Source organism: Knoellia sp. Soil729 (assembly GCF_001427985.1).
Classification (GTDB): domain Bacteria; phylum Actinomycetota; class Actinomycetes; order Actinomycetales; family Dermatophilaceae; genus Knoellia.
Genome location: NZ_LMSA01000002.1, coordinates 907723 through 926334, shown reverse-complemented (window position 1 = coordinate 926334; position 18612 = coordinate 907723). Strand labels below are relative to the sequence as shown.

Annotated in this window: 20 protein-coding genes and 1 tRNA gene; 15 read left to right on the top strand and 6 right to left on the bottom strand. The window is 70.9% G+C overall.

What is annotated here, in order from left to right:
• Positions 1-50: 50 nt before the first annotated feature.
• Complete coding sequence (locus tag ASG74_RS09410) at positions 51-884, bottom strand: phosphatase PAP2 family protein (RefSeq protein ID WP_056141906.1); 834 nt, start codon at positions 882-884, stop codon at positions 51-53.
• Between the two features lie 157 nt (positions 885-1041).
• On the opposite strand from ASG74_RS09410, the gene ASG74_RS09405 reads away from it, so the two are divergent.
• Positions 1042-1302, top strand: a complete 261-nt coding sequence (locus tag ASG74_RS09405) for a DUF6458 family protein (protein ID WP_056141903.1) — start codon at positions 1042-1044, stop codon at positions 1300-1302.
• A 162-nt stretch (positions 1303-1464) separates the two neighbouring features.
• On the opposite strand, the gene ASG74_RS09400 is transcribed toward ASG74_RS09405, so the two are convergent.
• Entirely contained in the window at positions 1465-1818 is a 354-nt protein-coding gene (locus tag ASG74_RS09400; RefSeq protein WP_056141898.1) for a YciI family protein, read from the bottom strand.
• Between the two features lie 167 nt (positions 1819-1985).
• On the bottom strand, positions 1986-3872 hold the full coding sequence (locus ASG74_RS09395) for an acyl-CoA dehydrogenase (RefSeq protein WP_056141895.1): 1887 nt from the start codon (positions 3870-3872) through the stop codon (positions 1986-1988).
• A gap of 186 nt (positions 3873-4058) precedes the next feature.
• Here ASG74_RS09395 and ASG74_RS09390 point away from each other — a divergent pair, with 186 nt between their 5' ends.
• Positions 4059-4652 carry a hypothetical protein gene (locus ASG74_RS09390; RefSeq protein ID WP_056141892.1) on the top strand — a complete coding sequence of 198 codons (594 nt, stop codon included), beginning with the start codon at positions 4059-4061 and terminating at the stop codon, positions 4650-4652.
• Between the two features lie 192 nt (positions 4653-4844).
• Positions 4845-5780 carry a serine/threonine-protein kinase gene (locus ASG74_RS09385; protein WP_056141889.1) on the top strand — a complete coding sequence of 312 codons (936 nt, stop codon included), beginning with the start codon at positions 4845-4847 and terminating at the stop codon, positions 5778-5780.
• A gap of 19 nt (positions 5781-5799) precedes the next feature.
• Here the strand turns inward: ASG74_RS09385 and ASG74_RS09380 are convergent, their stop codons facing one another.
• Positions 5800-6180: a RidA family protein gene (locus tag ASG74_RS09380; RefSeq protein ID WP_056141886.1), complete on the bottom strand. Its 381-nt coding sequence runs from the start codon at positions 6178-6180 to the stop codon at positions 5800-5802.
• Between the two features lie 208 nt (positions 6181-6388).
• Here ASG74_RS09380 and ASG74_RS09375 point away from each other — a divergent pair, with 208 nt between their 5' ends.
• Together ASG74_RS09375 and ASG74_RS09370 are read left to right on the top strand one after the other, a co-directional pair.
• Complete coding sequence (locus ASG74_RS09375) at positions 6389-6901, top strand: sigma-70 family RNA polymerase sigma factor (RefSeq protein WP_056141883.1); 513 nt, start codon at positions 6389-6391, stop codon at positions 6899-6901.
• On the top strand, positions 6898-7596 hold the full coding sequence (locus tag ASG74_RS09370; protein ID WP_056141880.1) for an anti-sigma factor family protein: 699 nt from the start codon (positions 6898-6900) through the stop codon (positions 7594-7596). Before ASG74_RS09375 ends, ASG74_RS09370 begins: the two co-directional genes overlap by 4 nt.
• Here ASG74_RS09370 and ASG74_RS09365 read toward each other — a convergent pair.
• The gene (locus tag ASG74_RS09365; RefSeq protein ID WP_056143451.1) at positions 7586-7978 is read right to left on the bottom strand and encodes a hypothetical protein; all 393 of its coding nucleotides are present in this window, start codon (positions 7976-7978) and stop codon (positions 7586-7588) included. The two genes, ASG74_RS09370 and ASG74_RS09365, sit on opposite strands and share 11 nt — an antisense overlap.
• A gap of 134 nt (positions 7979-8112) precedes the next feature.
• On the opposite strand from ASG74_RS09365, the gene ASG74_RS09360 reads away from it, so the two are divergent.
• The 10 genes from ASG74_RS09360 (at position 8113) to ASG74_RS09315 (ending at position 18364) form a co-directional block, all read left to right on the top strand.
• Positions 8113-9117, top strand: coding sequence for a zinc-dependent alcohol dehydrogenase (locus ASG74_RS09360; protein WP_056141878.1), 1005 nt, complete (start codon positions 8113-8115; stop codon positions 9115-9117).
• On the top strand, positions 9105-9503 hold the full coding sequence (locus ASG74_RS09355; RefSeq protein ID WP_056141875.1) for a 6-pyruvoyl trahydropterin synthase family protein: 399 nt from the start codon (positions 9105-9107) through the stop codon (positions 9501-9503). The genes ASG74_RS09360 and ASG74_RS09355 overlap by 13 nt, the downstream gene beginning before the upstream one ends.
• Positions 9500-10567, top strand: coding sequence for a glycosyltransferase family 4 protein (locus ASG74_RS09350; protein WP_056141872.1), 1068 nt, complete (start codon positions 9500-9502; stop codon positions 10565-10567). The genes ASG74_RS09355 and ASG74_RS09350 overlap by 4 nt, the downstream gene beginning before the upstream one ends.
• Positions 10564-11439, top strand: coding sequence for a hypothetical protein (locus tag ASG74_RS09345; RefSeq protein ID WP_056141869.1), 876 nt, complete (start codon positions 10564-10566; stop codon positions 11437-11439). The genes ASG74_RS09350 and ASG74_RS09345 overlap by 4 nt, the downstream gene beginning before the upstream one ends.
• Positions 11440-11507: 68 nt before the next feature.
• Positions 11508-12494 (top strand): lysylphosphatidylglycerol synthase transmembrane domain-containing protein, encoded by a 987-nt coding sequence (locus ASG74_RS09340; RefSeq protein ID WP_082569624.1) that lies wholly within the window; start codon positions 11508-11510, stop codon positions 12492-12494.
• On the top strand, positions 12491-13204 hold the full coding sequence (locus tag ASG74_RS09335) for a RibD family protein (protein ID WP_056141866.1): 714 nt from the start codon (positions 12491-12493) through the stop codon (positions 13202-13204). Before ASG74_RS09340 ends, ASG74_RS09335 begins: the two co-directional genes overlap by 4 nt.
• Positions 13201-13854: a GTP cyclohydrolase II gene (locus ASG74_RS09330; RefSeq protein ID WP_056141864.1), complete on the top strand. Its 654-nt coding sequence runs from the start codon at positions 13201-13203 to the stop codon at positions 13852-13854. The genes ASG74_RS09335 and ASG74_RS09330 overlap by 4 nt, the downstream gene beginning before the upstream one ends.
• 17 nt (positions 13855-13871) lie before the next feature.
• The gene (locus tag ASG74_RS09325; protein ID WP_082569623.1) at positions 13872-16238 is read left to right on the top strand and encodes a CDP-alcohol phosphatidyltransferase family protein; all 2367 of its coding nucleotides are present in this window, start codon (positions 13872-13874) and stop codon (positions 16236-16238) included.
• Entirely contained in the window at positions 16235-17017 is a 783-nt protein-coding gene (locus tag ASG74_RS09320; protein ID WP_056141861.1) for a class I SAM-dependent methyltransferase, read from the top strand. Before ASG74_RS09325 ends, ASG74_RS09320 begins: the two co-directional genes overlap by 4 nt.
• Positions 17018-17125: 108 nt before the next feature.
• Complete coding sequence (locus tag ASG74_RS09315) at positions 17126-18364, top strand: NAD(P)/FAD-dependent oxidoreductase (protein WP_056141857.1); 1239 nt, start codon at positions 17126-17128, stop codon at positions 18362-18364.
• A 20-nt stretch (positions 18365-18384) separates the two neighbouring features.
• On the opposite strand, the gene ASG74_RS09310 is transcribed toward ASG74_RS09315, so the two are convergent.
• A tRNA-Gly gene (locus ASG74_RS09310) sits at positions 18385-18458 on the bottom strand.
• Between the last annotated feature and the right edge of the window lie 154 nt (positions 18459-18612).

Below are 18612 nucleotides of genomic sequence, written 5' to 3'. Positions count from 1 at the left end.
CGACCGGTGCGATGCAGGCCCGCCCCTGCGTCCACGTTCATCGCCTCAACCTACTTCGTCGTCGTGGTCGCTCGACCGGCGAGGGCAGCAACGAGCGCGGCCAGGGAACCGGCCGCCACGTCGACGACGTAGTGCTCACCGGTGTAGACGAGGGTCAGGGCCATCGCGACGGCATACGCGCACGCCACCAGGCGCCACCTCCGGCGCGACACCGACCACATGAACACCGCGATGAGGACGGGGACCGCCGCGTGGAGCGAGGGCATGGCGGCGACCGGGTTGCTGCCCGCCTGCGTGCTCGCGAGCAGCGAGCCGACCCCGCCGAGCCCGAGGTGGTCCCAGCCCGACGCGGACAGCCGCTCCACCGACGCCACGACCCCGAGGTCGGAGGCCAGCCACGGCGGCGCCGCGGGGTAGAGCACATAGGTCGTCATGGCCCCGACGGTGAGCATGAGGACGGCCCGGATCCAGGCCCTGAACTCGTCGCGCAGGCGGAACCAGACGTAGGCCGTCACCAGCGGCAGCACGATGTAGTGGCTGAGGTAGACGACCGAGGCGAGCGCGTCGTACCAGTGGCCTCCCTGACCAGCGAGCCGCTCCTGCAGCCACACGGTGGGCACCTCGCCGAAGAGCGCGCCGTCGGCACCGGCCGGCCCGGAGACGTGCAGCCCGGCACCCAGCCGGTTGGCGTCACCCTCGCGGATGCGTCCGTGCGAGATGGGAGCGGTGAGCCACTGGGCCACGGCATAGGCGGCGAGGATGACGCTCAACGGCGAGAGCGCGATGAGCAGCTGTGCCCAGGCCGGCCGGGCCTCCAGTCCCTCGATCACACCACCCGGCGCGTCGACCGACTCTGCCGGTGCGGGTGAGGTCGACTCGCTCATCCGGTGATTATCCGGACGGGAGGCACGGCGTCGATCACCGGCCCCGAGACAGGCGCGGATGAGTGGGTGGCGAAACCGCAGGTCAGAGGCTTCACGGCGTAGAGTTGGTTCCCGATCCGGGACCCCTTTTCCCGGACACGGCCACAAGGAGTGACCCATGTACATCGGACTCGGAATCGTCCTCATCGTGATCGGTGCGATCCTCGCGTTCGTCCTGCAGGTGGACATCCCGGGGATGGACGACGGCATGCTCGGCTGGATCCTCATCGCTGCGGGAGTGCTGGCCATCCTGCTCTCCTTCGCGATGCGCGGCCGGGCCCGTCCGGCGGGATACACCGCGACCCGCTCGTCGCAGGTCGACCCCACCACCGGCTCGCGGGTTGACGAGACCCGCGTCGACCCGGACTCGCGTCTCTGACTCGAGACCCGGCACACGCCGGTCCTCCCGAACGCCCCGGTGCTCGCCACCGGGGCGTTCGTGCGTCCGCGGGACGGGCTGGACGACGGGGAAGTCGGGAGACGGCGCGGCACTATCCGCGACCTCTGACGGTTTCCGCGTCGTGGGTGCGCCGACCTGGGGTCAGAGCTCCGGCGGGGCCCCGATCCTGCGGACCTCCTGCGGCCAGCCGCACCCCTGCGCCTGCCTGCCCGCCCAGAACTTCGCACTGTCGTCGTCGGGCACGTCGATGACGGTGAACCCGCCGAGCTGCTCGGTCGTCTCGGCGAAGGGGCCGTCGGTGACCGTCACGGTGCCACTCGTCGCGTCGGCCGTGTAGATGGGGCCGTCCTCCTCGAGCCCACCGGCGAACACGTAGACCCCGGCCGCCTTCATCTCCTCGATGACCGCCATCGAGGGCTCGACGCGGCTGAGGAACCACTCGGGCGGGTGCTCCCCGACCCACTGCTGGTTGAAGTAGATGAGGTACTGCGCCATGGCTGCTCCTTGTCACGGTGGCCGGTTCAGTCGCCGGCCCTCACCACCCTGACGAGCGAGGCGGGCCGATCTCGACACCCATCCTCGCGAATCCGGGACCGAGACGCAGGTATGCCGGCCGGCAAGGTGAGCGGCCGGCATACCGGGTCGTTCTGGTGGCCCTTGAGTCAGAAGGCGGACTCGGGCACGTCCATGAGCTCGTTGTCCGTGGCCTCGGCCATCGTGCGCTCGGCCGCGAGGCGGGGCAGCACCTGGCGGGCGTAGAACTGCGCCGCCGCGACCTTGCCGGTGTAGAAGTCTGTGTCCTTCTCCGAAAGGGACGTCTCGCTCCCCTCTCCCTCGAGCGCCGTGAGGGCGATGTCGGCCTGGCGCAGGAGCAGCCAACCGACGACGAGGTCGCCGGCGCCCAGGAGCAGCCGGGTCGTGTTCTGCCCGACCTTGTAGAGGTTGCTGACGTCACCGCCCTGTCGCGGGTCGGACTTCATGAGCTCGCCGACCATGTAGCCCAGGATGCCCTGGACGTTCTCGAGGCCCTCGCCGAGCAGCTCGCGCTCGCGGTCGAGTCGGCCGCCGTGTCCTCCGAGGTCCTTGGCGAACTCCTGGATCTGCATCGAGATCGTGGTCAGGGCCTGGGCCTTGTCCTTGATGATCTTGCGGAAGAAGAAGTCGAGGCCCTGGATCGCGGTCGTGCCCTCGTAGAGGGTGTCGATCTTGGCGTCGCGGACATACTGCTCGACCGGGTAGTCCTGCAGGAAGCCGGACCCGCCGAACGTCTGCAGCGACTCGGTGCCGAGCAGCACCCAGGCACGCTCGGAGCCCAGGCCCTTGACGATCGGGAGCAGCAGGTCGTTGACGCGGTTGGCGAGCTCGGCGGGGGTGCCGTGCTCGAGCGACTCGGCGCCGGTGCGCAGCTGCTCGGTGTCGACGATGTCCTGCTGCGCCGCGGTGTAGAGCACGAGCGCGCGCAGGCCCTCGGCGTACGCCTTCTGCAGCATGAGGCTGCGGCGCACGTCGGGGTGGTGGGTGATCGTCACGCGCGGCGCGGACTTGTCGGTCTGCTGCGTGAGGTCGGCGCCCTGGACGCGCTCCTTGGCGTACTCGAGCGCGTTGAGGTAGCCGGTGGACAGGGTCGCGATGGCCTTGGTGCCGACGAGCATGCGGGCGTTCTCGATGACGCGGAACATCTGGGCGATGCCGTCGTGGACGTCGCCGAGCAGCGTTCCGGTCGCGGGCTTGTCGCCACCGAAGGTGAGTTCGCAGGTCGTGGAGACCTTGAGGCCCATCTTCTTCTCGACGTTGGTCACGTAGACGCCGTTGCGCTCGCCGAGCTCACCGGTCTCGAGGTCGACGTCGTACTTGCTGAGGATGAAGAGCGAGAGGCCCTTGGTGCCGGGACCGGCGCCCTCGGGGCGGGCGAGGACGAAGTGGACGACGTTGTCGACCATGTCGGACTCGGCGCTGGTGATGAAGCGCTTGACGCCGGTGATGTCCCAGGTGCCGTCCTCGTTCTGCGTCGCCCTGGTGCGACCGGCGCCGACGTCCGAACCCGCGTCGGGCTCGGTGAGCACCATCGTGCAGTGCCAGTCCTTCTCGACGATCCAGCGGGCGAGCTTGCGCTGGTCCTCGGTGCCCATGATGTGCAGGAGCTTGGCGAAGCCGTAGGACGCGTTGAACATCGCCACGGCAGGGTTGGCGCCGAGGATGAGCTCGTTCATGGCCCAGCGCAGGCTGGGTGGCGCGACGGTGCCGCCGAGGTCTGCCGGCAGGTCGACGCCCCAGAAGCCACTGTCGCGGTAGGCCTTGTAGGACTTCTTGAACGACTCCGGCATCGTCACGGTCTGCGACTGCGGGTCATAGACCGGCGGGTTGCGGTCGGCGTCCTGGAAGGACTCGGCGAGCTCGTGCTCGGAGAGGCGCGCCATCTCCTTGAGCATCTCGCGTGCGGTGTCGGAGTCGAGGTCCTCGTAGGGGCCGTGGCCCAGGACGTCACCGCGACCGAGCACCTCGAAGAGGTTGAACTCGATGTCGCGCAGGTTGCTCTTGTAGTGGCCCATACCGCCATGGTGCTACTGGTGAGTACACCCCGGCAAGGCGGGTCCCAGGTTTGTGACTGAGCGCACGCTCAGTGGCGCCGGCCACGTGTGGTGGGCGGACGGCATACGCGAAAACGACGGAACGCGGCGGTATGCCGCGTGTGCCGGTCATCGAGACCGGTGCGGTCGTGTGGTTCGCTGGATCTCATGCCTGACCTGCCCTCCCAGTCGACGTCGTCCGCTGATGCCACCGCACAGGACGAGACCAGCTCCGTGGTGGCGTCGGCGCACGACGCCATCGACGCCCACCAGCTGTGGGTGGCCCGGGACCTGCTCGCCGCGCACGTGCGCGAGGAGCGCGACGTCGAGGCGCTGCGGCTGCTCGGCGAGGTGCACCACGGCATGGGCGACCTCCCGGCGGCCGGTGCGGCGTGGTTCGGTGCCGGCGTCAAGGGGCCCGAGGTCGAGGCCGCCGTCGACGCCTGGCGGTCCTCGCACGGCGACGACTTCGGCGCGATGTGGCGCTCGCTGCCCCGCTCGGTGCGTCAGGAGCCGCGGTCCAAGAAGGTCGAGGCGCTGAGGTCCAAGGCGCTCGAGGCGCGCGCGAGCACCGGCCCGACGGTCGACCCCGCGGGTTCCGGCGTCGCGTCCTCCTCCTCGTCCGAGACCGGGGCGTCCTCGGGGTCCGGTGGCGGGATCGACGCGGCCCAGATCATCGCCTGGGTCATCGCGGCGATCGTCGTGGTGTGCGCCGTCGTCGGGCTGGTGCAGATCCTGCGCTGGATGGTTCCCGGAGGCTGACCTCGGTCGGCCGAGGCCGCCATCTCGCAGGCTGTTGCGGTCCCCGGGAGGCGTGCGACCTGCGACAATGGTGTTCTGTCCTCCTTCCACTGTGGAGGGAGCCCGCTCGCTCAGGACCCTCGTGACCACTGCTCGCCCCTGCCTCTCCACACCCGCTCCTTCCTTCGCCGCCAGCGGGTCCGGGGACCGCCTGTGAACTACGCACCGGGACTGCTGCTGACCGACCGCTACCGGCTCGAGGAGCTCATCGCCGAGGGCGGAATGGGTCAGGTGTGGCGTGCGCTGGACGAGCGGCTCCAGCGACCTGTTGCCGTCAAGGTCCTTCGGCCCGACGCGAAGGGTGACGAGTCCTTCATCGAGCGCTTCCGCGTCGAGGCGGTGAACTCTGCCGGGCTCCAGCACCCCAACATCGTCACCGTGCACGACTTCGGCGAGGGCGAGCACTCGGCCTTCCTCGTGATGGAGCTCATCGACGGCGAGCCGCTGTCGGCAGTCATCGGCAAGCGCGGACCGCTGCCACCCGACCAGGTGACCGAGATCCTCTACCAGGCGGCGCTGGCCCTGCAGACCGCGCACGACGCCGGGGTCGTCCACCGCGACGTGAAGCCGGCCAACATCATGGTCGACGCCGACGGCTATGCGCGGCTGACCGACTTCGGAATCTCCAAGGCGATGGCGGGCTCCGCCCTGACCCAGACCGGCGAGATGCTCGGGACGGCGCACTACCTGTCGCCCGAGCAGGTCCAGGGCCGCCCTGCCGGCCCCGCCAGCGACATCTATGCACTGGCGGTCGTCGGGTTCGAGATGCTCACCGGCAGCCGGCCGTTTGCGGGCGAGTCGATGATCACGACGGCCCTCGCGCACGTGGGTCAGCCCGCACCGCAGCTGCCCGACACCGTGCCCGAGCCGCTGCGCACGGTCGTCCTGGCCGGTCTCGCCAAGCTGCCCGAGCAGCGCCCGGCCGACGCCGCGGCGTTCGCAGAGGCCTTGCGGCTGCCCGCCGGCACGGCGCCCGCGCACCTCGTCAAGGGCGCGGCCTCCGCGGTCAGCCCCGTGGTGGCAGGCCTTCCGGACGGCATGTTCACGCCCTACCCGCCCGTGCGCAACGAGAGCGTCCAAGGGTCCTGAACTTGGGGCTGGCAGGCCCTCAGCCCGTGAAGGCCGTCATGCGGATCGAGACGAGCAGGCCGGGCAGGTCGACGCCCAGGCGGGCGACGTAGCGAGTGGGCGGGTCGATGGGGAACCACCGCGCGTACTCCGCGTTCATGGCGGCGAAGTCCTCAGGGCGGGTCAGCAGGATCCCGACCTCGATGACGTCGTCAAGGGCGGCATCGCCCGCGTGGAGGATGGCCTCGCAGTTCGTGAGGGCCTGACGGGTCTGGGCCTCGATGGTCGCGCCCGCGAGAGCGCCTGTGGCAGGGTCGATGCCGACGATCCCGGAGAGGACGACGTGGGCACCGGCCCGCACGCCTTGGCTGTAGAGCGGCGAACCGGGTGCGGCCGAGGTCGTGATGATCTGACGTGGCATGGGTGCCTACCTGTCTGCCGGGCGGTGCTGCCACAGGACGACGATCAGCCAGTCCTCGCCGAAGGCGAGTGGGCATGGGCTCAGCGTCTGCCCGCTGCGCCACCTCGTCAAGACCTCGTGTTGACCGGGCGGGACAGGCTGGAGGACTGTTGCGGTCACGCCGTGAACCGGGCGGCCCCGGTCTGCGTATGGATGGGTAGGAGGTCGTATGCCGGAGAGCGCCGCCGTGCTGATGAAGCAGCTGCACGACGAACATGCTGCCGCCCTGTGGGGCTACTGCCTGAGCCTCACCGGGCGCGACCACGCGCACGCCGAGGACGTCGTCCAGGAGACGCTGCTGCGCGCCTGGCGCAACCGCGACCGACTCGAGGAGAGCCGTGGCTCCGTGCGGTCGTGGCTGTTCACCGTCGCCCGCAACATCGTCATCGACGAGTGGCGCACCCGTCGTATCCATGGCGAGCTGGCGGTCGCGGAGGTCCCCGAGGTTCGTGAACCGACCGACGAGACCGACCAGCTCCTGCTCTCGTGGGTCGTGTCCGACGCCCTGCTCAACCTCTCGCCCGACCACCGCGCCGTGCTCGTCGAGTGCTACTTCCGGGGGGCGTCGGTCGCCCAGGCGGCCGACCGGCTCGGCATCCCCGAGGGCACAGTGAAGTCCAGGACGCACTACGCTCTGCGGGCGCTGCGTCTGGCGCTCCAGGAGATGGGGGTGGGGGCATGAGCTGTGAGTTCGCGCAGGCCGACGCTGCCTACGTCCTCGGGTCCCTGTCCCCGGCCGAGCGACTGGCCTACGAACGCCACCTCCCCACGTGTGCGGACTGCAGCAGCGCGGTGCGCGAGCTGGCCGGCATACCGGGTCTTCTGGCGCAGGTGGACCCGGCAGTCCTCGAGGCCGAGGCACCCCCGCCGGTGCCCGCCACCCTCCTGCCGGCACTGGTGCGCGAGGTGCGCGCCTCGCAGCGGCGCAGGTCGGCTCTGGTTGCGGCGATCGCCGCGGCGGTCGCGGCCGTCGCCGTGGGGTCGCTGGCCGTGGCCACGGACCTGGGCGGGCGTGACGAGCAGGTCGCGGCACCGAGAGTGACGGCGAGCAGTCCGGCGCCGGGGGTCGCGATGGAGGCCGTCGGGCACACCCCGGTGCGGGCCGACCTGCTGCTCGCGGGCGTGGCGTGGGGCACCAGGGTGGACCTGACGTGCTCCTACGAGGAGGCCGAGCGAGGGTACGAGGCGAGGCCCGATGCGACCTATGCGCTCGTGGTCCGGACCACGGACGGGCGCTCCGAGCAGGTCGCGACCTGGCAGGGGCTGCCGGGCCGCACCATGCACGTGCAGGGGGCCACGGCCGCCCAGCGGCACGACATCCAGCGAGTGGAGCTGCAGACGACCGACGGGCTCGTCGTCCTGCAGCTCAACGTCTGACGGCCCGCTCCCGCAGGGGGAGCCGCTCTCGCAGAGGGAGCTGCTCGCTCAGGAGGACGAGACCACCGACGATGCAGACGACCTCGGCGACGGCCGCGGTGAGCACCCACCCACCGGTCCACTTCTCGTGGATCCCGAACAGCCCCACCGTCGCGGACAGGACGAACGCCCCCAGGGTGCTCGCCCCGAAGCCTGCGACGAGGAACGCCGGGATCCAGTGGTGCCACCGCAGGAGCAGCGCCGCGATGATCACGCCGGCCACCGCGTTCGTGAGGAACGCGGGGCCGATGACGTCCACGTCCTTGTAGCCGTCGAAGAACAGGATGAGGTGCACGGCCGCCGACACGAGGGCCGCCAGTGCTGTCACGATCCGGATGCGCATGAGGTCTTCTCCGCTCCGGGACGACCCGATCGTCCCACTGCCATGCATCACGGTCGCGCCGGACATCTGGTTCACCACCGGGTGAACCGCTGGCGCCCCCGCGTCGTGTACTGAGTTGTGCGACAGGTACGCCCATGACGGAGACGGCCCGAGCGTTCTGGCTGCGCGAGCCCGGCGCCGGTGAGATCCGGCCGGTCGAGCTCGCTGCGCCGGGCCCGGGGGAGGTTCGGGTGCGCAGCCTGCGGTCCGGGGTGAGCAGGGGGACCGAGACGCTCGTCTTCCGTGGTGGCGTGCCGGCCTCGCAGTATGCCGCGATGCTGGCTCCGTTCCAGGAGGGCACCTTCCCGGGGCCGGTCAAGTACGGCTACCTCAACGTCGGGGTGGTGGAGGAAGGGTCGGCGGACCTGGTGGGGCGCACCGTCTTCTGCCTGCACCCGCACCAGACGGTCTATGTCGTCCCTCGCGAGGCGGTCGTGGTGGTGCCCGAGGGCGTTCCGCCGTCGCGGGCCGTCCTTGCCGGAACGGTCGAGACTGCCGTCAACGCACTCTGGGATGCCGCGCCGCTGGTCGGCGACCGGGTCGCGGTCGTGGGCGGCGGCATGGTGGGGCTGTGCGTGGCCCGGCTGCTGGCCGGGATGCCCGGCGTGGAGGTCACCGTCGTCGATGTCGACGAGCAGCGGGCGGAGGTGGCAGCCGCGCTGGGCGCCGGCTTCGCCCTGCCGGAGGTGGCGCTGGGCGGGCGAGACCTCGTGGTCCACGCCAGCGCGACGTCTGCTGGTCTGCAGCGATCCCTCGAGCTCCTCGCCGACGAGGGGACCGTGCTGGACCTCAGCTGGTACGGCGACGGCGAGGTGACGCTGAGCCTGGGGGGCAGGTTCCACTCGGGCCGGTTGTCGATCCGGGCGAGCCAGGTCGGCATGGTGGCGCCGGCGCGACGCGCGAACCGGTCGATGCGGGACCGGCTCGTGCTTGCCCTCGAGCTCCTGCGCGACCCGGCGTTCGACGTTCTCCTCACCGGCTGCTCACCCTTCGAGGACCTGCCCGTGGTCCTGCGGAACCTCGCCGACGGCAGCCTGCCGGCGTTGTGCCACACCATCAGCTACGACGAGCCGGACCGGGAGGGCGCATGTTCAGCGTGACTGTGAGGGACTCCATGATGGTCGCGCACAGCCTGCGCGGTGAGGTGTTCGGTCCCGCGCAGCGACTGCACGGCGCCACGTATGTCGTCGATGTGACGTTCCGCGTCGCGGAGCTCGACGCCGACGGCTTGGTCGTCGACATCGGCCGGGCGTCGCAGGCGCTCAGGGCTGTCATGGGCGGGCTGTCCTACCGCAACCTCGATGAGGACCCGAGCCTCTCCGGGGTAAACACGACGACGGAGCGACTGGCCCAGGTCGTCGCAGACCGGATGGCCGACCGGCTGACGTCGGGTGAGCTCGGTGTCGCCGCGGGGCGCGTGTCGGCGATCGCCGTCACCCTCCGCGAGTCGCACGTGGCCTGGGCGTCCTACGAGCGTGCCCCGTGAGCACCGTGCACGTCATCGTCCCGGCCGGGGTGGGGGATCCGCGCCGGCCCAGCGGCGGCAACACCTACGACCAGAAGGTGTGCGCGGGCCTGGGAGCCCGTGGATGGGCGGTGGGCCGCCACGAGGTGGCCGGGCCGTGGCCGGGATGGGACGGGAGGTCGAGGGCTGCGCTGGGGGCTGCCCTCGGCGCCATCCCCGAGGGGAGCGTCGTGGTCGTCGACGGACTCCTCGCCTGTGCCCTGCCCGAGGTCATGGTGCCGCAGGCGCGCCGTCTGCGGCTGCTCGTCCTCGTCCACCTGCCGCTGGGTTGCGGCACGGAGGCTGGCGGGGGCGGGGAGATGCTGCGGCGCGAGGGCGCGGTGCTCCATGCCGTCGCGGGGGTGGTCGCGACGAGCAGCTGGACCCGCGACTGGCTCATGAGTGCCTACGGCCTCGATCCGGTGTCAGTGCGTGTGGTGGAGCCGGGGGTCGACGTCGCGGCCCTCGCGCCGGTGGTGGGTGCGGGAGGCCGGTTGCTGTGTGTGGGTGCGGTGACCGAGACCAAGGGACAGGACGTGCTCGTCGAGGCCCTTCTCGAGATGACCGACCTGGAGTGGTCGTGCCGGTGCGTGGGCTCCCTCGACATCGACAGGGGGTATGCGGACCGCGTCCGGGCGCGCGCCGCGGGCTCGGTCGTGGGGGATCGGATCACCTTCGACGGTCCTCGTGTGGGTGCCGACCTCGACGCGCGGTATGCCGGGTCCGACCTTGTCGTCGTCGCGTCCAGAACCGAGACCTACGGCATGGTCGTCACCGAGGCACTGGCCCGAGGCGTGCCCGTGGTCGCCAGCGAGGTCGGCGGGGTGCCGTCGACCCTGGGGAGCTCGTCGAGCGGTCAGCGGCCGGGAATGCTCGTCCCCGCGGCGGATTCGCAGGCACTCGCCCGGGCACTGCGCCGGTGGCTCACGGATGAAACGCTGCGCGGTGCCCTGCGCGAGGCAGCCCGAGAGCGCCGCGAGGTCCTCGCGAACTGGTCGGCGACAGCCGATGCGCTGGGCTCTGTGCTCCGGCAGGTGGCCGCATGACCACCGTCGAGTCGCACCTGTCCGCCGGCGTCAGCCAAGGATGGCTGCGACTGCGGGAGCCCGCGGATGCGGCTGCCCGATCGGCTGCCCTGGTGCATCGGCTGACGCAGGCGCTCCCTGAGAGGCGGACCGCTGTCGGCGACGCCGCGATGGTGGTGCACGACCTCGGTTGCGGCAGCGGGTCGATGGGGCGCTGGCTGGCACCGTTGGTGGCCGGACCGCAGCACTGGGTCCTCCACGACCGGGACCCGCGCCTGCTGAGAGCTGCTGCGGATGACGCGCCTGACTCAGCCGCGGACGGTGCCCGCGTCACGGTCGAGACGCGCCGCTCGGACATCACCCGGCTCCGAGCCGACCATCTCGCGGGGGCCTCGATCCTCACGGCCTCCGCGCTGCTCGACATGTTCTGCGCCGACGAGCTGGAGCGCTTCGTGGCGGCCTGTGTGGCAGCCGACTGCCCCGTGCTGCTCACCCTCTCGGTCACCGGATGCGTCCGGCTTCACCCGTCGGAACCCCTGGACGTCGAGCTGGAGGCAGCCTTCAACGAGCACCAGCGACGCAGGGTCGGGGGCCGAACGCTCCTCGGCCCGGAAGCGGCCGGCATCGCGGCGGGCCTGTTCACCGACGCCGGCTTCCGGGTCGAGCTGGACCGGGCCCCGTGGCACCTGGGCGCCCACAGCCCAGAGCTCACTGCAGAGTGGCTGCATGGCTGGGTGGGAGCCGCCACCGAGCAGCATCCGGAGCTGGCGGCGGCTGGTGATGCCTACCTCGAGCGGCGTAGGGCCGAGCTCGCCGCTGGCCTCTTGGTGGTCACGGTGCAGCACGTCGACCTGCTGGCCCTGCCCGCACCGAACGTCGGGAGCCGGAAGTGAACCCCGCGGCCCTGGCCCTCGTGTCAGAGGGAAGGAGCAGAGCAACGCCAGCACGCGATCGGAGGCCGATGACCGCGCAAGCGCAGCGGAGGTGGGCCCGGACCGTCGGTGGGGCGGTGGTCCTCCTCGCCCTCCTCCTCCACCTCGGCACCCAGGGTGTCAGCACTGCCCTGCACGGCTTGGATGTTGGCGTCCTCGTGGCGGGTGCCGCGCTCGCTGCGGTCACGACGGTGGTTGCCGCCTGGCGGTGGCGCGTGGTCGCCGGTCGGCTCGGGGTCCCGTTGTCGATGCCCTCGGCGGTCGCTGCCTGCTACCGCGCCCAGTTCCTCAACGTCACCCTTCCCGCCGGAGTGCTTGGGGACGTGGACCGCGCGGTCCACCACGGTCGCCTCGTCGATGACGTCGGCCGGGCCCTGCGGGCGGTCGCGTGGGAACGCACAGCAGGCCAGGTCGTCCTCGCTGGAGTGACGCTGACCGCCTTGGCCGCTGGTGGGTCGTTCACCGCGTTGCCACTCGTGGTCGCGGGGGGAGCGTTCGTTGCAGTGGGAGTGACGGCGCTCGCACGCTGGTCATCCTTCGGCCGAGTTGTGGTCGACGACGCGCGACGACTGTCCTCACCCTCTGCCGTCCTCAGGATCGCGGCCGCCTCGCTCGTGGTCGTCGGTGGCCACGTTGTCACTTTCACCCTCGCCGCCCGTGCTGTCGGAGTCCGTATGCCGCTGGCGGACGTCGCGCCCCTCGCGCTGCTCGTCCTGGTGGCGGCCGGCATACCGCTGAACCTCGCCGGCTGGGGTCCGCGCGAAGGAGTCGCGGCGTGGGCCTTCGCCGCCAGCGGGTCCACCGCGAGCCAGGGGCTCGCGGTCGCCGTGGCCTTCGGGGTGATCGTCCTCGTCGGCACCCTCCCCGGTGCCGCCCTGCTCCTCGTCGCTCGATCACGACGCCCCGCACGGACGGTCCCCACAGCACCAACCGCACCAACCGTTTCCCTTGCGTCTGCCGATGCGGCTGCTCCAGCCACCTTTGGCGCAGACGCAAGGAGAGAGGTGGTGGCATGACTGACCTGCCGTACACGGTGCTCAGCTGCGCGATGTCGCTCGACGGCTACCTCGACGACAGCTCGGGCAACCGACTCGTCCTGTCCAACGCCGCGGACCTCGACCGCGTGGACGAGGTGCGGGCGAGGGCCGACGCGATCCTCGTCGGTGCCGGTACGGTGCGCGCCGACAACCCACGGCTGCTCGTACGCTCCGAGCACCGGCAGGCGCGGCGCGTCGCCGAGGGGCGCGGACCGTCACCGCTCAAGGTCACGGTGACACGGCATACCTCGTTCGATCCCTCGGCCGCCTTCTTCACCACCGGGAACTGCGACAAGCTCGTCTACTGCGCCACCGGGTCCGTCCCCGGAACGCGGGATCGGCTGCGCGCAGTGGCGACGGTCGTCGACGCGGGCAGCGACCCGTCGGTGGTCGCGGTGAGCGAAGACCTGGCGACGAGGGGTGTGCGCCGGCTCCTCGTCGAGGGAGGCCAGAACGTGCACACCCAGTTCCTCACCCTGGGGCTCGCCGACGAGCTCCACGTCGTCGTCGCACCGTTCTTCGTCGGGGACTCTCGCGCACACCGGGTCGTCGGGGATGGTCCGTTCCCGTGGAACCGGGGCCGACGCGCACAGCTGATGGAGGTTCGCAGGATTGAGGACGTCGTCCTCCTGCGCTACGCCCTCTCGGACCGGTTCGCAGAGGACGAGTCGGCGGAGGTGGTGGCATGAGGCCCAGGCTTCCGGCAGCGTCGGTGCGCTCCGAGGTGAGCGTGCCGCTGCGGTTCGCCGACGGCTACAGCACTCAGGCAAGGGTCCTGACGTTCCACGGCCTCGTCGACGGCCGAGAGCACCTGGCTCTGGGCCTGGGCGACGAGCCGACGCGTGCCCCGGGTGGAGAGCCGCCGCTCGTGCGGTTGCACAGCGAGTGCCTCACCGGTGACGTCTTCGGCAGCGAGCGCTGCGACTGCGGAGCTCAGCTGCGTGAGGCGGTCGAGCGGATCGCGGAGGTCGGTGGATACCTGCTCTACCTGCGCCAGGAGGGTCGAGGGATCGGGTTGTACGCCAAGCTCGACGCCTACGCGCTGCAGGACCTCGGGCTCGACACCTACGAAGCGAACCTCGCGCTGGGCTTTCGCGCTGACGCCCGCGACTACACCGTGGCGGCCCAGATGATCCACACCCTGGGCCTGCCGTCGGTGGCGCTGCTCAGCAACAACCCGGACAAGGCCGAGCAGCTCACTCGTCTGGGCGTCGAGGTCACCGAACGGGTTGCCACGGGCGTGTACTGGTGTCCGTCGAACGCTCGCTACCTCATGGCCAAGGCCACTCGTGGAGACCACACGTTCGAGCCGCTGGACGACCTCCGGCTCGAGGCCTGAGCGCGGGCGGAGGCGTCGTGAGCCGCACGACCGTCGAGCGGGTGGACACAGCCGGTGCTGCGGCGGCGCCGGTGGGAGCGGCGGCTGTGGCTGGTGGCGTCGTCCTCGTGTCGGTCCTGGCCGCCCTGGGGACGACGGTGGGAGTCGGTGTCGGGGGTTGGGCGGTGGCCCTGGGCTGCGGCTTGGGGCTTCTCGCGCTCCTCGTGCGAGCACTGGTTCGGGCCGAGCGGGAGTCCCTGGGGCCGGCGGACGTGGTCACCCTGGGTCGTGGCCTTCTGGCGTGCGCGGTGGCCGGGCTGACCACCGAGTCCCTGCTCGGGCACCACGTCACCGTTGTCCTCGTCATGCTGACCGTCCCGGCCCTGGCTCTCGACGCGGTCGACGGCGTGGTCGCTCGTCGCACGGGCACGGTGTCCGCCATCGGTGGTCGCTTCGACGGCGAGGTGGACGCCTTCCTCATCCTCGTGCTGAGCGTCGCGGCCGTGCCGGTGGTCGGGTGGTGGGTCCTCGCCGCCGGTCTGGTGCGCTACGTGTTCGGGGCGGCGGGCTGGGTGCTGCCGTGGATGAGGGGGTCGCTCGAGTTCCGCTACTGGCGCAAGGTCGTGACTGCGTCGGTGGGCATCGCCCTCACCGTCGCGGTGGCGGACGTGCTGCCTCGACCGCTGACGGTGGCTGTGGTTCTCGGGGCGCTCGCCCTCCTGGCCGAGTCCTTCGGTCGTGATGTGTGGTCGTTGTGGAGAGGGCGGGACGTTCGTGCCGGTTCTTCGCGGTGGCGCGGTGCGAGGTCCGCGCTGACGGCCACGGTGGTGGTGGCGCTGTTGTGGTTCACCCTCGTGGCACCGAACCAGCCCGACCGGTTCACACTGCTCGGATCGCTGCGGTTGCCGGTCGAGGTCGTGGTTGTGGGGGCTGCGGGGCTCGTCGTCCCTCCCCGCTGGCACCGTCTCCTCGCGGTGCTCGCCGGGTCGGTTCTTGCTGTTGTCGCGCTGCTCAAGACCCTCGACCTCGCGGCGTTCACGGTGCTCGACCGGCCCTTCAACGTCGTCACGGACGGGAGCCTGGTGCCTTCGGGGGTGGCGTTCGTGCGCGACTCGTTCGGCCCGCTCGCCGCCGCGGGGAGCGTGGTGGCGGTCGTGCTTCTCGTTGCCGGGCTCCTCATCGGCTCGCCCTGGGCGGTGGGGCAGCTCGTCGGCGTCCTCACGTCCCGTCGTCGCCGAGGACGTCGGGTTGTCGCAGCCCTCGCCGGCGTGTGGGTCGTCTGCGCCCTGACAGGCGCGCACCTGGCCTCCGCGACACCGGTCGCGTTGAACGGTCTGGGTCCGTATGCCGCACGCAAAATGGAAGCCGCTCGGACGGCATACCAGGATCGTGAACGCTTCGAAGGCGCACTGGCGGTGGACGGCTACTGGAGGCCAGCGACGGGGGAGCTGTCGGCACTGGCTGGCAAGGATGTGCTCCTCGTCTTTGTCGAGAGCTACGGACGGGTGGCCCTGGAAGGGTCCGAATCCGCCTCTGTGCGAACCGTTCTGGACGATGGGACGCATCGACTGGCGGCTCTCGGCTTCACCGCGAGAAGTGGCTACCTCACGTCCTCGACGTTCGGAGGCAGCAGCTGGCTCGCGCACTCCACGCTCCAGTCGGGACTGCCCGTGAGCGACCAGTCGCGCTACGACCGGCTCCTGTCGGCTGATCGGACGACCCTCACATCGGCGTTCTCCCGCGCCGGTTGGCGCACCGTGGCGGTGCTGCCGTCGACGCATGGGAGCTGGCCGGAGGGGCGCGACTTCTATGGCTTCGACGAGGTCTATGGAGACTCCTCTCTCGGGTATGCCGGCCCGAGGTTCGGCTTCTCGGCCATGCCGGACCAGTACGCCCTGGCGGCCTTCGCGAAGGCGGAGCTGGGGCAGGGGAGGCCTCGGCCGGTGATGGCGGAGATCGAGCTGACCTCGAGCCATGGCCCGTGGGCGCCGTTGCCGACGATGGTCGACCCGAGCGTCCTCGGAGACGGGTCGATCTATCGGGAGGTGGAGAGCAAGGCGGTAAGCGCTGCCGCCCTGTGGGGCGACCGCGCCAACGTGCCGGCGGCATACCGGTCGTCGATCGAGTACTCGCTCACGAGCGTGCTGTCGTTCGTCGAGAACCAGGCCAGCGACGACCTCGTGCTCGTCGTCGTGGGGGACCACCAGCCGGCGACCATCGTCAGTGGGTTCGGGGGCAACAGGGACGTGCCGATCAGTGTCATCAGCCGCGACCCCAAGGTCATCGATCGGGTCTCGGGGTGGGGATGGGCCCCTGGGCTGCGACCGGAGCAGGGGTCTGCGGTGTGGCCGATGAGCGCCTTCCGTGACCGCTTCCTGGGCGCCTTTGGCAGTGGTGCGCCGTGAGCGTCACCGAGGTCGCCACGTGGCCGCTCGTCGACCGGCTCCTCTGGCAGGCGCGGAAGTCGGCCTTCCCACCGGGGGAGTTCGTCGGTCAGGAGAGCTTCGTCAGCGCCACGGAGATCCTCTGGCTCGCCGAGCGCGCCGGGGTCCGCGACGGCGTGAGGGTGCTCGACCTGTGTTGTGGTGTGGGTGGACCGGGGCTCCTCGTTGCGCGCCAGCTCGGTTGCGACTACTTGGGAGTCGACGCTGATCCTGACGCCGTCGCTGGGGCTCGACTGCGTGCTGCGGATCAGGGTGTGGAGGCGCGCTTCGACGTGGCCACGGTGCCACCATTGCCGCCTGGGAACTTCGACGTCGTGATGCTCCTCGAGACCCTGCTGGCGTTCCGGGACAAGCGTGGGTTGTTGGCCGAGGTCGCTGCGGCGCTGTCGCTCGGCGGTCGGTTCGTGTTCACGGTCGAGGCGGGTCGGCCCCTCAGCGCCGCGGAGCGCGCTGCGATGCCGGACGCGGACACTGTGTGGCTCACCACCTTCTCCGACCTCCAGTCCGACCTGGCCAGCCTCGGCCTGCGGTTGCGTTGGCTTTCGGACCGGAGCGCCACGCATCGCAGGACGGTGGATGCATTGGTTGGGGCGTATATCGGGGTGGAAGCGGAGGTCAGGGCCGCTGGTGAGGAGGACGTGGTTGCGGGACTGATCTCAAGTCACCGACTGTGGGCCCACTGGTTGGGCTCGGGCCGGGTCCGCAAGTTCGCGGGGGTCGCCGAGCGGGTGGTGCCCTGAGACGCTGGAGCGTGGTTCCCGTGGGCACCCCGAACCGGAGACCGCGGACTCGCGCGAGGTCCTCGGGACGGGGCGACGCGGCATACCGGGTGTTTGAAAGGGTGAGGCGTGAGCACAATCGTGATCGGTGGCGGCATCATCGGCCTGACCACTGCGTACCGCCTCGCTCGCGAGGGTCGCTCGGTGTGCGTGGTGGATGCGCGGACGCCGGGTCAGGGCGCCTCCGACGTCAATGCCGGCTGGGTGGTGCCGTCCGTCTCGGGGCCGGTGCCAGCGCCCGGCATGGTGCTGTCGACGCTCAGGTGGATGCTCCGTCGGGACAGTCCGCTCTCGATCCGGCCGTCCGTGCGCCCCGAGTTCGTCCGGTTCCTGCTCGGCATGGCGCGGCACTCGAACGCGCGCGACTACCGCCGAGGTTTCGAGGCGCACCTCCGGTTGGCGGCCGGGAGCATGGAAATGCTCGACGAGTACCACTCCGACGGGCTCGACTTCGAGATGCACCACACCGGGCTGCTGCTGGCCTTCCTCGACGAGTCCCGTCTCGAGCACTACGCCGAGGATCTGGAGCTGGTGGGTGCGCACGGCGTGGCGTCGCGTGTTCTCGTCGGGGACGCGGTGCGGGACCAGGAGCCGCTGCTCTCCGAGGCGGTCCGGGGCGGCATCCACTTCCCGAACGAACGCTTCGTCGACCCGGGTGCCCTGATGGCTGCGCTCCGCGCGCGACTGGCCTCCCTCGGCGTCGAGGTCGTCCAGGACGCGCCCATCGACGAGGTCGTCCTGAGCGGCGATCGGGTGACGGGCATCGCGTCGCGTGGACGCCGCTTCGAGGGTGAGTCCTTCGTGCTGGCCGCGGGGGCGTGGACGGGGCCGCTGTCGCGCCTCTTCGGTGAGCCGCTGCCGGTGTGGTCGGGCAAGGGCTACTCCGTCGACGCCTCGCCTCTGCCGCTGCGGAGCGCTGTGAGCCTGTCGGAGGCCAAGGTGGCCGTCACGCCGCTCGACGGGCGCCTTCGGCTGGCAGGCACGATGGAGCTCGGCGGCCTGGACGAGAGTGTCGACGAGGTGCGGGTCGCCGCAATCCGGCGGGGGCCTGCTGCCTACTTCCGCCACTGGCCGCCGGAGGTGGCGACGACGGCTCCGCGTGCGGGGATGCGACCCATGACACCCGACGGACTGCCGATCATCGGTCGGCTCGGTCGGCTCGAGAACACCTACGTCGCAACGGGCCACGGCATGCTCGGCGTGACGCTGGCACCTGGCACGGCAGCTGCGCTCACGGAGCTGATCGTCAGCGGCGTGACGGTGCCGGCGCTCGAGCCGTTCTCCGCCAGCCGCTTCCGGAGGCGCTGAGCGCCGCTGCGAAGACGTGGTGGAGCCGGTGACGGGAATCGAACCCGCGTGTCCAGCTTGGGAAGCTGGCGCTCTACCATTGAGCTACACCGGCAAGCGCCCGCCCGGACCCTGCAAACAGGGATCAGGTTGATGGCGCGGCAGGAAGTCTAACCCGAGGGAGCTCCACGCTCGGCGCCGCCCGCCAAGCACGATGGGCCCGGCAGCGTCCAGGCGGCTCATTCGCCACAGCAGCCGCTCAGGAAGAC

Excerpts from the sequence above, each read along its gene's own strand:
- ASG74_RS09405 (WP_056141903.1), top strand. The coding sequence starts at position 1,042 with ATGTACATCGGACTCGGAATCGTCCTCATCGTGATCGGTGCGATCCTC.
- ASG74_RS09330 (WP_056141864.1), top strand. The coding sequence starts at position 13,201 with ATGAGGCCCAGGCTTCCGGCAGCGTCGGTGCGCTCCGAGGTGAGCGTG.
- ASG74_RS09410 (WP_056141906.1), bottom strand. The coding sequence starts at position 884 with ATGAGCGAGTCGACCTCACCCGCACCGGCAGAGTCGGTCGACGCGCCG.
- ASG74_RS09400 (WP_056141898.1), bottom strand. The coding sequence starts at position 1,818 with ATGGCGCAGTACCTCATCTACTTCAACCAGCAGTGGGTCGGGGAGCAC.
- ASG74_RS09345 (WP_056141869.1), top strand. The coding sequence starts at position 10,564 with ATGACCACCGTCGAGTCGCACCTGTCCGCCGGCGTCAGCCAAGGATGG.
- ASG74_RS09340 (WP_082569624.1), top strand. The coding sequence starts at position 11,508 with ATGACCGCGCAAGCGCAGCGGAGGTGGGCCCGGACCGTCGGTGGGGCG.
- ASG74_RS09380 (WP_056141886.1), bottom strand. The coding sequence starts at position 6,180 with ATGCCACGTCAGATCATCACGACCTCGGCCGCACCCGGTTCGCCGCTC.
- ASG74_RS09375 (WP_056141883.1), top strand. The coding sequence starts at position 6,389 with ATGCCGGAGAGCGCCGCCGTGCTGATGAAGCAGCTGCACGACGAACAT.
- ASG74_RS09360 (WP_056141878.1), top strand. The coding sequence starts at position 8,113 with ATGACGGAGACGGCCCGAGCGTTCTGGCTGCGCGAGCCCGGCGCCGGT.
- ASG74_RS09355 (WP_056141875.1), top strand. The coding sequence starts at position 9,105 with ATGTTCAGCGTGACTGTGAGGGACTCCATGATGGTCGCGCACAGCCTG.
- ASG74_RS09335 (WP_056141866.1), top strand. The coding sequence starts at position 12,491 with ATGACTGACCTGCCGTACACGGTGCTCAGCTGCGCGATGTCGCTCGAC.
- ASG74_RS09365 (WP_056143451.1), bottom strand. The coding sequence starts at position 7,978 with ATGCGCATCCGGATCGTGACAGCACTGGCGGCCCTCGTGTCGGCGGCC.
- ASG74_RS09370 (WP_056141880.1), top strand. The coding sequence starts at position 6,898 with ATGAGCTGTGAGTTCGCGCAGGCCGACGCTGCCTACGTCCTCGGGTCC.
- ASG74_RS09395 (WP_056141895.1), bottom strand. The coding sequence starts at position 3,872 with ATGGGCCACTACAAGAGCAACCTGCGCGACATCGAGTTCAACCTCTTC.
- ASG74_RS09390 (WP_056141892.1), top strand. The coding sequence starts at position 4,059 with ATGCCTGACCTGCCCTCCCAGTCGACGTCGTCCGCTGATGCCACCGCA.